A 14,275-nucleotide genomic window follows, 5' to 3' on the forward strand; every position below is an offset into this window, starting at 1 on the left:
CCAGAATGGCCAAACCCGACCACGTCTTCACTTGCCAAGCCTGCGGCGCAATTTGGCCGAAATGGGCGGGCAAGTGCGACGCCTGCGGCGAATGGAATACGCTGGTTGAGGAAACCGCGCGGCCCGTCGTGCCCGGCGCGTTCTCCGCACCCGTCGGTAAGAAGAGCAAAGCGCTCGCCTTCGTAGAACTCACCAGCGAAAGCGAGCCACCAGCGCGGCTGGCCACGGGCATCTCGGAATTCGATCGCGTTTGCGGCGGCGGCTTGGTGCCCTCGTCCGCAATTCTGATCGGCGGCGATCCGGGCGTCGGCAAATCCACGTTGCTGCTGCAGGTGGCGGCAGCGCTGGCGACGAGCGGACGCAGCGTCGCCTACGTCACTGGCGAAGAGGCCGAGGCGCAAGTTCAAGATCGTGCACGACGGCTGAAGGCAGGCGATGCCCCAGTGCAACTCGCGGCGGAAACCGATCTGCGCAAAATTCTCGAAGGCCTAAAGGCACTGAAGCCCGACGTCGTAGTGGTGGACTCGATCCAAACAGTCTGGGCCGACGGCGTCGAAGCCGCGCCCGGCACCGTGGCGCAAGTCCGCGCGTGCGCGCACGAATTGGTGCGCTTCGCCAAGAAGAGCGGTTGCGTCGTCATTCTGGTGGGCCACGTCACCAAAGACGGACAAATCGCCGGGCCGCGCGTGGTCGAGCACTTGGTCGACGCCGTGATCTATTTCGAAGGCGAGCGCGGCATGCCGTTCCGCATTCTGCGCGCCGTGAAGAACCGCTTCGGCCCGACCGATGAGATCGGCGTATTCGAGATGGTGGACCAGGGCCTGGTGGAGACGCCAAATCCATCCGCGCTGTTTCTTGGCGGCGCGGGCGAGCGGCCCTCGGGCGCAGCGGTATTCGCGGGCGTCGAAGGCTCGCGGCCCGTGTTGGTGGAAATCCAAGCGCTAGCGGCGCCGACGGCCTACGGCACGCCACGGCGTGCTGTCGTCGGTTGGGATTCAGCGCGGCTGGCCATGATCCTCGCCGTACTGGAGACGCGCTGCGGCCTCTCGTTTTCCGGGCGCGACGTTTATCTCTCCGTGGCGGGCGGCTTGCGCATCACCGAACCGGCGGCTGATCTGGCCGTTGCAGCGGCGCTGATCTCTGCGCTAGCCGACAAACCGCTACCCAAGCAGTGCGTCGTGTTCGGCGAAGTGGCGCTTTCCGGTGAAATCCGCGCAGCCGGCCGCGCCGATCTCCGTTTGAAGGAAGCCGCAAAGCTCGGCTTTTCATCAGCGCTTGCGCCGCCACAAAAAAAGAACGGCGCAAGCGGCGGTGTGAAGGTGCGCCAACTGGCGCATATCGCGGACCTCGCCGCAGTGATCGGTGTTGAAGCTGTCGACTAAGAACTAAGGCACGTCGGCGCCTTGCCACCGTTCTCGCGTAGGTAGCCTACATAGTAGGTGGCGTACTCGGTCGCCTCGCTAAGATCGGCGACGCTCGACAGCGTCGCAACGCCTTCACTCCAAATCGCAGCACACGCGCCAGCGTCAGCCTCCGAGTCCACACAATCCATGAATGCGCCGAACGCGTGGCGATAGATATCGAACTGCGCGCGTGTCATTGGCGCGCCGTGGCCGGGGATGGCGATGCGGAACGGCGTCGCCCACACGCGATCAAGTTCGGCGCGCCATTGATCGGGGCATGCCGTCTCGAAGAATGGCGACGGAAACGTCACCAGATCGCCCAACACTGCAACGCGCGAGCGGCGATCGTAGAGCCAGATATCCGCGTCGGTGACGGCGCCGGTGCTGATATGCACATCGAGGCGCCGGCGCGCGAAATTATAGCGCCCTGACTCCTGCATAGAGAGCGTGGGACGCAAGAACCGAGAGGCGTCCATCGTAGCGAGGAAGTTCTCACGCTCTTCTCGCTCGACGGCGCCAACGTCCGGCGCGGCGGCGCGCGCTCGCGCATTCGCGACATTGCGCTCCAAGAAGCCGCCCGGCTCCAGCGTGCGATCAACCGCATCAGTGGCGAAGATCGTCGCGTTCGGAAACACTGCCTTGAGCCGCCGATTGCCGCTGGCGTGATCGAGATGCCAGTGCGTGTTGATGATGGAGTCGATCGGCTCATCACGCTCTCGCGCAAACGCCAGGATCGCATCGCTGTGCCAGACGTGGCGCCCAGTATCGACAACGACCAAGCCATCCGGCGCATCGAAGATCACCGTGTTTCCGTCCGGGCCGCGCCCCGGATACATGGCGCCCGCTATCAGCGTGACGCCCGGCGCAATGGTCTGCGGCGCTGGTGCGCGCGGAGTGTCATCAGCGGCAAGGGCGGCGGCGAAGAGGAGCGGTAGGAGCATTCGCCGCGATGATGACGGCGAAATGCGCCGGCGCGCCTCGGATTCGACTAGCCGCACCGCTCGCGCGATGGGCGAGCACAGCCTTAGCGGGCTTTCCAGGAACCTCTGGGCCGGGTATCGATGGCCGGCGGGACATAGTCGGACCCTTTGTTTCGGGACCGAAAAGTGGGGAGCGAAAGCGAATGGATCTCGGTTTCACCTGGTTCGACTTCGCCGCCCTCGTGGTTTTGGGCCTTTCCGGCGTCATGGCCTTCGCTCGCGGCCTGATCCGCGAGGTGTTTTCCATCATCGCCTTTATCGGTGCGGCGATCGCGGCGGTGTTTTTCGCCGGCATGCTTTCGCCCTTCGTCGAGAGTTTCACACCCCTTTCCGGGCCTCTGGCATCCGTCGCCGCAGGGCTCCTGGTGTTCCTGATCGTGTTCATCGTGATCACCGTGATCACCTCAACGGTCGCCAAAACCGCCCACCAATCCACGGAAATCGGCTCTTTTGACCGCGCTGCAGGCCTCGCGTTCGGCATCCTGCGCGGTATTTTGGTGGTGTCTCTGTTCGTGCTCTTGATGCGCCAAACCACCACCGAGGACGCTGCCTCTGCTGATCCCATGCAGGACGCCGTGCGCGGTGCACGGACCTATCCTATCTATGGGAGTGTCGCTTCGGCACTTGAGGCAGTTCTGCCCCAGGCTCGCCAACGTGCTCATGATATAATCGAACGCAGACGAGGCGAGTCGGCTGCCATTCCACCGGCCGAACCCGCCCCGGAACCCGCCCAGGCCCCTCCAACCTGAGGAAACATGACCGCCGAGCGCCCCTCCCTCCACTTCCACCAGGCGCCTGCGGACCCGGCGGACAAATGGGAATTCGACGATAAGCCCCGCGAAGAATGCGGGGTTTTTGGCGTCTTCGGCAGCGAGGATGCTTCGGTGCTCACGGCGCTCGGCCTGCACGGGCTACAGCATCGCGGCCAGGAAGGCTGCGGCATCGTCAGCTATGATGGTCGTTTCCACAACGAGCGCTATCTGGGCCTCGTCGGCGAGCACTTCGCCGGCGCTGATATGCCGGTGCGCCTGCCCGGCAATTCCGCCATCGGCCACACACGCTACGCCACCTCCGGCGGCACCATTCTCCGCAACGTGCAACCGCTGTTTGCCGACCTCGCACTCGGCGGCTTCGCCATCGCGCACAACGGCAACCTGACCAACGCGCGCGATCTGCGCGAGCGGTTGGTTGAGAACGGCTCGATCTTCCAATCGACCTCCGACACCGAGTGCATCCTGCAGCTGATCGCCAAATCGAAGAAGGCCCGCGTGGTCGACCGCTTCGTCGAGGCGTTGCACGACATCCAAGGCGCCTACGCGCTCGTCGCGCTGACCGACACCATGATGATCGGCGCACGCGATCCGATCGGCATCCGCCCGCTGGTTCTGGGCGATCGCGAAGGCGCCCCTATCCTGGCGTCCGAAACCTGCGCGCTTGACATGATCGGCGCGAAATTTGTGCGCACGATTGAGCCCGGCGAAGTCGTGGTGGCGTCACGCGGCAAGCTGGGCAAGATCGAGATTGTCAGCCACTTCCCGTTCCCGCGCCGCAAAGCGCGGCCGTGCATTTTTGAGTTCGTTTACTTCTGCCGGCCGGACTCGGTGGTAGACGAGCGCTCCGTCTACGACATACGCAAGCGCATGGGCCGCCGCCTCGCGGAAGAAACCGGCGTCGAAGCGGACGTCATCGTGCCTGTGCCGGATAGCGGCGTGCCGGCGGCGATGGGCTTCGCCGCTGCAAGCGGCATCCCCTACGAGCTCGGCATCATCCGCAACCACTATGTCGGCCGCACCTTCATCCAGCCGAAGCAGGAAATCCGCGCGCTCGGCGTGCGCCTGAAGCACTCGGCCAACCGCGATGTACTCAAAGGCAAGCGCGTGGTGCTGGTGGACGATTCCATCGTGCGCGGCACCACGTCGCGCAAGATTGTGCAGATGGTGCGCGAAGCGGGCGCCAAGGAAGTGCACTTCCGCAGCGCCTCGCCGCCGATCAAGCACCCGGACTTCTACGGCATCGACATGCCCGCCGTCGCCGAACTGATGGCGGCGCAAATGACGATCGAAGAAATGCGCAAATCTCTGGGCGTGGACTCGCTCGGATTCCTCTCGGTCGAGGGTCTCTACTGGGCCATGGGCGAAAACGCCCGCAACGCCGAGAACCCGCAATTCACCGACCACGCCTTTACCGGCGACTACCCGACGCCGCTGCTTGACCACTCGCGCGACCAATCCGGTCGAGACGTTCAGCTCTCGCTGCTCGCTGACAAAGCCGCGGAATGACCAATGCCAACGGCCGGACCGCGCTGGTCACCGGCGCGTCGCGCGGCATTGGCCGCGCTGTCGCCGTTGAGCTGGCGAAGCAAGGCTGGCGCGTCGTGTGCGTGGCGCGCAGCCAAAAAGCACTCGAACAACTCGATGACCGCATCCGAAGCGAAGGCGGCGAAGCCACCCTCGTGCCGATGGACCTGAAGGATTTCGTCGGCATCGATCAGCTCGGCGCGGCGCTGTTCGAACGCTTCGGCAAACTCGACGCCCTTGCGGCCTGCGCGGGATCGCTCGGCTCGGTCACGCCCGCGCATCAAGTCACGCCCGCCGTGATGGACGAGGCGATGGCGGTGAACTTCACCGCGAACTATCGCCTGATCCGCTCGATGCATCCGCTGCTGCGCGCGTCGGATGCGGGCCGCGCCGTCTTCGTCACCAGCGGTATCGCCACCAACCCGCTCGCCTATTTTGGCCCCTACGCTGCTTCGAAAGCCGCGCTCGACGCGCTGGTGAAGACTTGGGCTGCCGAGATCAACATCACACCGATCCGCGCCAACCTGTTCAGCCCCGGCCCCGTGCGCACCGCGATGCGCGCCAAAGCGTTCCCCGGCGAAGACCCCAACACACTACCGACACCGGAAGAGGTCGCGCCGCAGATCGTCGCGATGCTCGCGGCGGACTACGCGGCCAACGGCGAAATTGTGCGCTTCAAACGATGAGTCTGGAACGCCGTAGCCCTTGCCGGCACGTCTTCCGCTTTCGCCCAGAGCGGACTGTGGGACCAAGCTAGAAGGTGGTCTATGTTCGCTGTGTTCTTCAGAAAGTGCTCCCGCATGAACCGAAGCCTGCGAACATTGGTCCCCATCCTCGTTCTCGCTCTGACGAACTGCGCGCCGACAATCCAAGGTGAGATGGATGTCACGACTGGCTCGCTCACTTACGAAGAGAGCGCCTTTCCTGCTCCATCTGTAACGGTGGCACTGCCGTTGGTACAGCTTGTCGGCCCACTCGGCGCCACAGATTGCGGGTTGGCAGGACCGCATCAACGCGGTGCGCCGTGGCGCGGCGCACTCGATGAAGATCGCACGACGACGATTTCGCTACCCTCAGCTTACGCGCGGCGAAACACGCTCCCGACAATAAGGTATCAGTGCCGCGTAGTTTCTGCGGCGTTTCCGAATGGTCACATCGTCGTGCGAGATGTTGACTATATAGAGCTTCCGCTTGAGCCCGCAGCTCGCGAGAGCCGTTTCGCCGCGCAGCGCGAGCGGCGACGCGCGGGCTGCGCGGTGCGCCCAGAAGTCATGAGGGAGTTTGGACTCAGTTGCGACATTGAACAACTGCAGTACATCCCTGAGCGGAGCATCCAGCCGCTGATAGTTCACATAGGCGAACTCGATGAGCGTGCGCCCGGCCGATGGGCGAACCTGCGTGCCCGCGTTGCTGAACAATGCCGCGCCGTACCGCATGGACCACTATGCTCGGACCTCGAAAATGGAACTTGGGAAGTGATGGAGGCCGTCGATTTGGGTCGTATGTCCGGATCCCACTAAGTCCGCTTCGAGCCACCTGCAGACGCTTCGCGCCAATCTATCCTACACCTTTGCAGTCAAAAACCGCGTGATTTCAAAGCTCGGCCAAAATCGTATCCTACACCATCATAACCGAGCGATACTGCGCCTGTCTCTCGCACGGGAGGTTCACTGGCTAGCCGAGCCGACGGACGTGAGAGACGCGATCGAAGCGTGAGAGAGCCGGCGCAGTGCGATTTTTAAGGTAGTTGCGCACGTAAAGCGTCGGGGTCCGGGACCATGGCTGGCCCGCACGCCGTCGGGGACTTGGGGTTCACCTGCGCAAACAGCGCTAACCCAAGGCCTGTCGAGCATAGATCGCGACGGGGCGCGCGAAGCGCGCGGCGTTGGTCGGAGACGATCAGCGCAACCCTTAGAACTTACTCTGCGCGGATCGCGCGCCCCGTTCTCCCTTTCGGAGGGAGTAGTGAATAGCGAGTAGTGAATGGAGCGGGTCGCGCCGCTCGCCAGCGCTGCGCGCATTCCTATTCCCCATTCGCTACTCGCTATTCGCCACTCGCCCTTTGCCCTATTCCCTTCTGTGAATGACCTTCGACACCATCATCATCGGCGGAGGCGCGGCGGGACTCTATTGCGCCATGCACGCAGGCCAGCGCGGACGGCGTGTGCTGGTGCTCGAGCACAATGCCGAAGTCGGCGCCAAAATCCTGATCTCCGGCGGCGGGCGCTGCAACTTCACCAATCTCGGCGTTGCGCCCGATCGTTTCCTCGCCACCAATCCCCATTTCGCGCGCTCTGCACTGGCCCGGCACACGCAACACGATTTCATCGCGATGGTCCGCAAACACGGCATCGATTTCTACGAAAAGACGCTGGGCCAGCTCTTCTGCGAAGGCCCGCGCTCATCGCAAAAGATCGTTCGCATGCTGCTGGACGAATGCGCGGCCGGCGGCGTCGATGTTCGCACCGAATGCGCCGTGAGCAGCGTCAAGCTCAGCGAGCGCTTTACCGTCGAAACCAGCGCTGGCGCCTTCGACAGCGAGACGCTCGTCATCGCAACGGGCGGTCTTTCCATTCCCAAACTCGGCGCTACGCCGTTCGCGTATCGCGTCGCCGAACAGTTCGGCATTCCGCTAGTGGCCCCGCGCGCAGGCCTCGTGCCGCTGACGTTCAACGAACAGGACATGACCTGGATGCGTGCACTGAGCGGCGTATCCACGGATGTACGCGTGTCGATCGGCAAGACCGCCTTTCGCGAAGCCGCATTGTTCACGCACAAGGGCCTCTCCGGCCCTGCGATCCTGCAAATCTCGTCCTATTGGGCGACACCAACGACATATCTCGAAGTCGACTGGCTGCCGGACGCGAGCGAGGACGTGTTGGTCGCCGCCAAACGCGTGCAACCCAACGCGCTGCCGAAGACGGCGCTCTCGCACGTCCTGCCCGAACGCCTCGCCACAGTGCTGTGCGCCGCGCATCCGCCGCGGCCACTCGGTGAGTGGAAAGACGAAGCGCTGATCACCTTCGCCCAACGCACGCTGAAACGCGCTCTACTGAAGCCGCACGGCACCGAAGGCTACGCCAAGGCCGAAGTCACCGTCGGCGGCATCGACACCAACGCGCTCTCACAACAAACCATGGAAACCCGCGCGGTCCCCGGCCTCTTTTTCATCGGCGAAGCGGTTGACGTCACCGGCTGGCTCGGCGGCTATAATTTCCAATGGGCGTGGTCGAGCGGCTGGGCGGCTGGTCAGGCTTGCTGAGGCGCGAAGCGTTTGGCGATCAGCGCGATCACATAGCCCACGCCGAACGCGTGGATGAGCAAACCGCCGAGCAGGAATTGTCCCTCCGGATGATTGCCGCCACCTGCCGCCGATAACGGCAGCACTACAAACTGCATCAACGCAAAGATCGCGAGCCCGTACGTTGGACCAGAAAGCAGCGACCAGCGGTTGAGCGCGGGGACCATGCGCGTCCATGCGACGAAGAACGCGGCCATGATCGTCGTCAGCAACAAGTGCAGCGCTAGCCCGACGCCAGCCGTCGTCAATCCGCCCGCACGCGCGGCCTCGCCGCCGTAAACGCCAGCGGCGACCGACTGAAAAATCCGCGTCGGCGGAATGTCGTAGACCAGCCCGTAGTGCACACACGCATATGTGATATCGAGCACGCCCGCGATCAGGCCGCCGAGCAGGATTGCGATCACAGCTTTCGTCATTCGAGAAACTCCCGCGCACATGAAATGCGTGAGCGTTCGCCGCCGCTACTCGTTTTCGACGAACGGGTTCTTTGCGCTCTTCAAAATCAGGCGAATGGGCGCGGCGTGGAGATCGAACGCCTCGCGCATGCCATTGACCAGATAGCGCTTATAGCTTTCCGGGATGTCTTCCGCCCGCGTTGCGATAATCACGAACGTCGGCGGGCGCGCCTTGATCTGCGTGATGTAACGGAGCTTGATGCGTCTGCCAGCGGTCGCCGGCGGCGGGTGACGTTCCTGTGTGGCGTGCAACCACTCGTTCAGATCCTTGGTCTTGACCCGCGCCGTCCAATCGCCGTGCGCTTCGCTCACGGCTTTCATCAAGCGATCAAGACCGACGCCAGACAGAGCCGCAACGGTCACCAGCGGCGCACCGCGCGCTTGGGTGACCCGCTCCTTGGCGACGAGTTTCAATTCCTCGAAATGCGCGCGCGGATCGGCAACTTGGTCCCACTTCGCCAACGCAAACACCAGCGAGCGGCCCTCGCGCTCGACCAAGTCAGCAATCACGACGTCCTGTTTCTCGAACGCTTCGTTGGCGTCCATCACCAGCACGCAGACATCGGCAAAGCGGATCGCATGCAGCGTGTCGGCAACGGACATGCGCTCGAGCTTGGCTTGCACCTTGGCCTTCTTGCGCATGCCTGCGGTATCGACGAGGCGATAGCGCTTGCCGCCCCATTCCCAATCGATGGCGATGGAGTCGCGCGTGATGCCCGCTTCGGGCCCGACCAAAAGCCGGTCCTCGCCGATCAGGGCATTCACCAGCGTCGACTTGCCCGCGTTGGGCCGGCCGACGATGGCGAGGTGGATCGGGCGTGCATTCTTCACGTCGTCGCCTTCGTCCGGCGACGGCGCGTGCTGAGCAATGCCTCTGTAGAGGTCGCTCATACCTTCGCCGTGTTCGGCGGAGAGTGGAATCACGTCGCCGAGCCCCAAAGCATACGCTTCGTTGACGCCGGCATCCCCGGCGCGGCCCTCGGCTTTATTGGCGACGAGTACAACTGGCTTGTCCGCGCGTCGCAGCAACGCCGCGAACGATTCATCGAGCGGCGTGATGCCGACTCGCGCGTCGATGAGAAAGAGAATGACGTCCGCCTCGGCGATAGCGGTTTCCGTCTGCGCGCGCATGCGCGATTCCAGCGAGGCGTCGGTGACGTCCTCGAACCCTGCGGTATCGATCAGCGTGAAATCGAGATCGCCCAAACGGCCCGCCGCCTCGCGGCGGTCGCGCGTCACGCCCGGCGTGTCGTCGACAATCGCCAGCTTCTTGCCGTGCAGACGGTTGAAGAGCGTCGACTTGCCTACGTTGGGGCGCCCGACGATCGCGAGCTTGATCGTCATGGCGCCATCACATCAACGAAAGACGACGAGTCGTGCGTCGTCCGTCACAATGTAGATCTGGCCGTTGGCGGCGATCGGCGGAATGAACACAGCCTCGCCCACGCGCTCGCTCGCAAGCGTTTCGCCGTTCGCAGGCGACACCGCCACGACGTCGCCCAGCGAGTTCGCGAGAATAAGGCGGCTGCCGACCATGATCGGGCCGGTCCACGAAACGCGACCGGTGCGATCCTCTTCGTCGCGGTAACGCCGAAGTTGCTGCATCCAGTAGATGTTGCCGGTCACGCGGTCGAACGCGACCAGTTCGCCATCGACGCTGACGGCGTACAGCACCGGACCCGAAACCCACGGCGTTTGCGTGGACGCAAAGGTCCGCGCCCAGATGCGCTGGCCCGAACGCAAATCGATTGCCGCGAGCACGCCGGAGTGGCTCGCCGCATACACGGCGCCCCCATCGACGACAGGACGTCCGGCGATATCGTTGATCGCCGACAGCGACGTCAGACGGCCGCTGCGCGATAGCGAGTCCGACCACAGACGCCGACCGTTGGCGCCCAGCAGCGCCACCACTTCGCCAGAGGCGAACGGCGCGACCACGGAATCATTGTCGACAGCAACACTCGACGCCGAAAGGATGCGCGCCGGCTCGGCGATGGCTTGATAATTCCACTGCACGGCGCCGGTGGTCACATCGAACGCCATCAGCTCGCTATCGTTGGTGGTGGCGTAAACGCGCCCGCCCGCGACGGTCGGCGCAGACTGGAACGGCGCGCCGCCATCAGTGCGCCACACCTGATCGCCGGTGTCGCCGTTGAGTGCAGCGATGAAACCGAAGCCTGTCGTCACGAAGACGCGATTGCCAAAGGCGGCAACGCCGCCGCCGCGCGCGGTGCGGTCGCGGCCTTCGTCGGGACGAAGCGATTCCGTCCAGAGCGTGTCGCCATCGGCGGCGCTAATGGCGTGGACGCGGTGGTCGCCGTCGAGAAAATACAAACGCCCATCGGCGATGACAGGCGGCGCGGCGATCTGCACGCGATCGGTAGAGCCTTCGCCCAGGCCCGTGGTCCACGCACGATCGAGCGCAGCGGCGCCGGCGGAGTTCGGCGGCGAATTATCCGCTGTGCCACCAGGCTGGCTCCAATCCACCATGTCCACGGGCGCCGGCGTCGTAATGGCGCGGCCCTGCAGCGCTGCATCCGGCGTGAGTTGCTGCTCGAACGCCAGGATCGAAACGCGGCCGTCTTCCGGCACGGTTTGCGTCGGCTCGTCGCCGTTGAACGGATTGATGGCGTCACCAATGCGGCTCACGGTTGAGCACGCCGTCAGAGCAGCCGCGGCCGCGATAAGTGCGATCGGTCGCAACGGCTTCATCATTTAGTTTCTCCTTCGGATGGCGCGGGCGCGGGCGCGCCGTCCGCTGGGGCTGTTGGCGCTGGGCCAATGACGGAAAGGGCGACTTGCGCGCGCTGACGCACCGCTTCGGGTGCATCAAACGCGAGCGTGAGGTTTTCGAGCTGATCGCGTGCGAGATCGTTGTTGCCCGCTTCCCAAGCTTCGAGCGCGAGCAGTTCGCGTGCAAGGAAGGAAAGCCGGCTTTCGGATTCGATCAGCGGAGTGAGGCGTGTCTGCAGCGCGGCGAAGTCTTGCGTCTCGGCCACGATGTACGCGGCGCGCAGCTGCGCAGTTTCGCGCATTACAGGATCGTTTGCGGCCTCGGCGGCTTCATCGAACGCGGCGAGCGAAGCTTGGAGATCGCCCTGCGCCTCGAGCACGGCGCCGAGCTCCATCTGCGCCATGACGCGATAGTTGCGCGGACCTTCATTGCTCAGGCGATCGAAGGCGATCTTCGCTTCTTCAAAATTGCCCTCGCGTGCAAGCGCTTGAGCGGCGGCGTATTCGCCCGCGTGGGCGCGGCCTTGATCGATCGAAAAGGCCTGCCAAGCCTGCCACGCCAGGACGCCGGCGAGCAGCAGCACGAACGCGCCGATGAGCCATGGCCCCCAACGCTTGACCAAGTCGAGCATGCGGTCCTGCCGCAAACTCTCGTCGACTTCCTGAATGAAACTATCGCTGTCGTTGGTCACGCAACCGAATCCTGACCCCTATGGCCCGCGTTGCGCGAGCCAGGCCCCCTCAAAATCGCCGGCAAGCTAGCCGCGCTTGTCGCCCCGAGCAACGCGGGGCGCCCGCGCTGCATTGACCCGTAGGGCATAGGTTTCAGCTGCGGCAGGAAAACGGCGGCCACGGACGTCGGCTGCATATTCGGCCGCTGCCTTGTCGATGACGCCTTTGAGGTCGGCGTAGCGGCGGACGAACTTAGGGGTCCACTCGAACAGGCCCAAAAGGTCGTCCGTGACCAGAATCTGACCGTCACACTGGGCCGAGGCCCCGATTCCGATGGTGGGAGCCTGGACCGCGGCTGTTATTTCGGGGGCAAGCGTTTCGTCCACGCCCTCGATCACGATCGCGAAGGCCCCGGCCTCATCAGCCGCCTTGGCCTCGGCCAGGACGATTTCGCGCTCTTCGGAGGTGCGGCCCTTGGCCCGGAATTTCCCGTCGACGTTCACGGCCTGGGGCCGCAGACCGACGTGTCCCATCACCGGAATGCCGCGCTGCACCAGATAAGCGATGGTCTCGGCGATGTAGGTCCCGGCTTCGACCTTCACGGCCTGCGCGCCAGTTTCCTTAAGAACACGGGTAGCGTTGGTGAAAGCCTGCTCGGCGCTGGCTTCATAAGTGCCGAACGGCATGTCGATCACGACCATGGCGTGTTCGGAAGCGCGCATCACGGCTTGGCCGTGCATGATCATCATCTCGAGCGTGACGCCCACCGTGTTCGGCAAACCGTGCACCACCATGCCGACGCTATCGCCGACAAGCAGCAGATCGCAGTGCGGATCGAGGATCTGCGCCACGGGTGCGGTGTAAGCCGTGAGACACACGATCGGCTCGCCGCCCTTGCGGGCGCGAATGTCGGGCGCGGTGATGCGTCGGATGTCTGTGTGACGGGACATGGGGCCTCGGTGGCTTAGGGCCCGTATGTATCCCTTGCTGCACTGCGGCGCCAGCCGCGACCCCAGCGCGGCGAGCCAAATACAAGGAAGGCGGCCCGCAAGCCGCCTTTCTAACACGCGCGTTGAGCGACGTTTATTCTTGGGTTGAGCGATAGGCGACCGCGCCGCCAGCCAGCGCCGCCGTGATCATCAGGATTTGCGAGAGGCCCGCGCCAAACGACTGCACCACGCCCTGCGCTGCAACGCCGACGGACGGCGCATTGCTGACCGCGCCGTGCGCGCGCGCAACTTCGAGGCCCGCCGTTGCGAGGAAATCTTGGCCAAAAGTGGAGAGGAAGCCGTAGCCGCCGTAGCAGATGGCGGCGCCCGCCGCGGCCATGCCGACAGCGTAAACGCCATTGCGCAGTTTGTTGCTGAACTCACGACGTGCAACCGCGTGGCCGACATTGACCGAGAACCCGTCATCGACCGGTTCGTCGTGGGCTTCAGCGAACGCCCGGGTGAGTACTGCATTGAATTCTGTCATGTCGCCGGCTCCAACATTCGGCGGAGTTTATCTGTTCCCCTTAGTACGTGTGATTTCACGGTGCCCAAGGGAAGACCCGTAATGTCTACAATTTCCGAGTGACTGAGCCCTTCTCCGTGGTTCAACGTCACACACAGTCTCTCAGCGTCCGATAACCTTGCAAGCGCCTTCTCCAGGTCGATCTTGGCGCCGGCCGCCGCTTCCGGGGTTGAGTCTTCCGAGGCGATCGGGGACGCGTCGTCGATCTCTTCGAAGATCGCCTTCTGCTTCCGTTTGGCCATCAAAAACGTCGTTACCGCAATCCTTCTAAACCAGCCCGGAAAAGCCGCCGGGGTCTCCAAGTCTCTCACTCTATCCCACGCTTTGATGAACGCCTCTTGAGCGAGATCGTCAGCTTCGGCATGGCTCCGACACATCTTCCGCAGCAGCGCCCGGGCCCATCCTTGTCGTCGCTTCACGAGCTCCGAGAAGGCCGCCTGGTCCCTTGCCTGAGCCGCTACGATCAGCGCGGCTTCCGTGGCCTGAGCCAGGTTGATGAGCCCCCGAGACGCCACCTATCACCACTCACCGGTCCCTTTTCTTGGCGGCATAGTCGATAACCGCGAGCAACGTGAAGGCGATGCCCAAAGAGCCCAGAATGGCGGCCGCCATGATCATGCCGTCGCCGCCGAAATCGCCGCCGTCCATCAAACCGGCCGCCAGAAACCCGCCGGCCAGCGCCAAGAGCACAACACCGCTGCCCAGCGTGCGGCGCGGGCGATCCTGTTGCTGCTTCGGGGCGTCAGTCAGCTGGTGCAACAACGACGCGTCGAGTGGCTGGCCCTTTTCCAGGGCCTGCGAAATCAGATGATGCGCCGACTGTTTCGTTCGCTCTCGCAAGTAAATCGGCACCAAGATGATGGCGCCCAAAAAGACAAAAAACACAAGTGGAATAAAGGCTTCCATATTCGATCGCGCT

14 protein-coding genes and 1 pseudogene are annotated in these 14,275 nt (G+C 63.8%); 5 read left to right on the forward strand and 10 right to left on the reverse strand.

Annotated elements, in window-relative coordinates; genetic code table 11:
- Nucleotides 1-5: 5 nt before the first annotated feature.
- Nucleotides 6-1,382 (forward strand): DNA repair protein RadA, encoded by a 1,377-nt coding sequence (gene radA, locus DSM104635_RS11555; protein ID WP_158766346.1) that lies wholly within the window; start codon nucleotides 6-8, stop codon nucleotides 1,380-1,382.
- Here radA and DSM104635_RS11560 read toward each other — a convergent pair.
- The gene (locus tag DSM104635_RS11560) at nucleotides 1,379-2,344 is read right to left on the reverse strand and encodes an MBL fold metallo-hydrolase (RefSeq protein WP_158766347.1); all 966 of its coding nucleotides are present in this window, start codon (nucleotides 2,342-2,344) and stop codon (nucleotides 1,379-1,381) included. The two genes, radA and DSM104635_RS11560, sit on opposite strands and share 4 nt — an antisense overlap.
- 182 nt (nucleotides 2,345-2,526) lie before the next feature.
- Between DSM104635_RS11560 and DSM104635_RS11565 the strand changes: the two genes are divergently transcribed.
- Genes DSM104635_RS11565 through DSM104635_RS11575 form a run of 3 tightly spaced genes read left to right on the forward strand, consistent with a single transcriptional unit; the run spans nucleotide 2,527 to nucleotide 5,366 of the window.
- Nucleotides 2,527-3,132: a CvpA family protein gene (locus DSM104635_RS11565; protein WP_158766348.1), complete on the forward strand. Its 606-nt coding sequence runs from the start codon at nucleotides 2,527-2,529 to the stop codon at nucleotides 3,130-3,132.
- A 6-nt stretch (nucleotides 3,133-3,138) separates the two neighbouring features.
- Nucleotides 3,139-4,662: an amidophosphoribosyltransferase gene (gene purF / locus DSM104635_RS11570; RefSeq protein WP_158766349.1), complete on the forward strand. Its 1,524-nt coding sequence runs from the start codon at nucleotides 3,139-3,141 to the stop codon at nucleotides 4,660-4,662.
- Complete coding sequence (locus DSM104635_RS11575) at nucleotides 4,659-5,366, forward strand: SDR family NAD(P)-dependent oxidoreductase (protein WP_158766350.1); 708 nt, start codon at nucleotides 4,659-4,661, stop codon at nucleotides 5,364-5,366. Before purF ends, DSM104635_RS11575 begins: the two co-directional genes overlap by 4 nt.
- A 387-nt stretch (nucleotides 5,367-5,753) precedes the next feature.
- Here the strand turns inward: DSM104635_RS11575 and DSM104635_RS11580 are convergent, their stop codons facing one another.
- Nucleotides 5,754-6,116, reverse strand: coding sequence for a hypothetical protein (locus DSM104635_RS11580; protein WP_158766351.1), 363 nt, complete (start codon nucleotides 6,114-6,116; stop codon nucleotides 5,754-5,756).
- A gap of 647 nt (nucleotides 6,117-6,763) precedes the next feature.
- Between DSM104635_RS11580 and DSM104635_RS11585 the strand changes: the two genes are divergently transcribed.
- Nucleotides 6,764-7,942: a BaiN/RdsA family NAD(P)/FAD-dependent oxidoreductase gene (locus DSM104635_RS11585; protein ID WP_158766352.1), complete on the forward strand. Its 1,179-nt coding sequence runs from the start codon at nucleotides 6,764-6,766 to the stop codon at nucleotides 7,940-7,942.
- Here the strand turns inward: DSM104635_RS11585 and DSM104635_RS11590 are convergent.
- From DSM104635_RS11590 to DSM104635_RS11625, 8 genes and pseudogenes are all read right to left on the reverse strand, one after another.
- Nucleotides 7,930-8,397 (reverse strand): hypothetical protein, encoded by a 468-nt coding sequence (locus tag DSM104635_RS11590; RefSeq protein ID WP_158766353.1) that lies wholly within the window; start codon nucleotides 8,395-8,397, stop codon nucleotides 7,930-7,932. The genes DSM104635_RS11585 and DSM104635_RS11590 overlap by 13 nt on opposite strands.
- Before the next feature lie 48 nt (nucleotides 8,398-8,445).
- Nucleotides 8,446-9,780: pseudogene (gene der, locus DSM104635_RS11595) on the reverse strand (ribosome biogenesis GTPase Der); the annotation flags it as partial.
- Nucleotides 9,781-9,792: 12 nt separating this feature from the next.
- On the reverse strand, nucleotides 9,793-11,151 hold the full coding sequence (locus DSM104635_RS11600; protein WP_158766355.1) for a BamB-related PQQ repeat family beta-propellar protein: 1,359 nt from the start codon (nucleotides 11,149-11,151) through the stop codon (nucleotides 9,793-9,795).
- Nucleotides 11,148-11,861, reverse strand: a complete 714-nt coding sequence (locus DSM104635_RS11605) for a tetratricopeptide repeat protein (protein ID WP_158766356.1) — start codon at nucleotides 11,859-11,861, stop codon at nucleotides 11,148-11,150. The genes DSM104635_RS11600 and DSM104635_RS11605 overlap by 4 nt, the downstream gene beginning before the upstream one ends.
- Nucleotides 11,862-11,927: 66 nt before the next feature.
- A complete protein-coding gene (panB, locus tag DSM104635_RS11610) occupies nucleotides 11,928-12,791 on the reverse strand; it encodes a 3-methyl-2-oxobutanoate hydroxymethyltransferase (RefSeq protein WP_158766357.1) in 864 nt (287 codons plus the stop codon).
- Between the two features lie 133 nt (nucleotides 12,792-12,924).
- The gene (locus DSM104635_RS11615) at nucleotides 12,925-13,317 is read right to left on the reverse strand and encodes a hypothetical protein (RefSeq protein ID WP_158766358.1); all 393 of its coding nucleotides are present in this window, start codon (nucleotides 13,315-13,317) and stop codon (nucleotides 12,925-12,927) included.
- Nucleotides 13,314-13,871, reverse strand: coding sequence for an RNA polymerase sigma factor (locus DSM104635_RS11620; protein WP_158766359.1), 558 nt, complete (start codon nucleotides 13,869-13,871; stop codon nucleotides 13,314-13,316). The genes DSM104635_RS11615 and DSM104635_RS11620 overlap by 4 nt, the downstream gene beginning before the upstream one ends.
- A 10-nt stretch (nucleotides 13,872-13,881) precedes the next feature.
- Nucleotides 13,882-14,262 (reverse strand): DUF6249 domain-containing protein, encoded by a 381-nt coding sequence (locus tag DSM104635_RS11625; RefSeq protein ID WP_158766360.1) that lies wholly within the window; start codon nucleotides 14,260-14,262, stop codon nucleotides 13,882-13,884.
- Between the last annotated feature and the right edge of the window lie 13 nt (nucleotides 14,263-14,275).

The sequence above is a fragment of the Terricaulis silvestris genome (assembly GCF_009792355.1).
GTDB lineage: Bacteria > Pseudomonadota > Alphaproteobacteria > Caulobacterales > Aquidulcibacteraceae > Vitreimonas > Vitreimonas silvestris.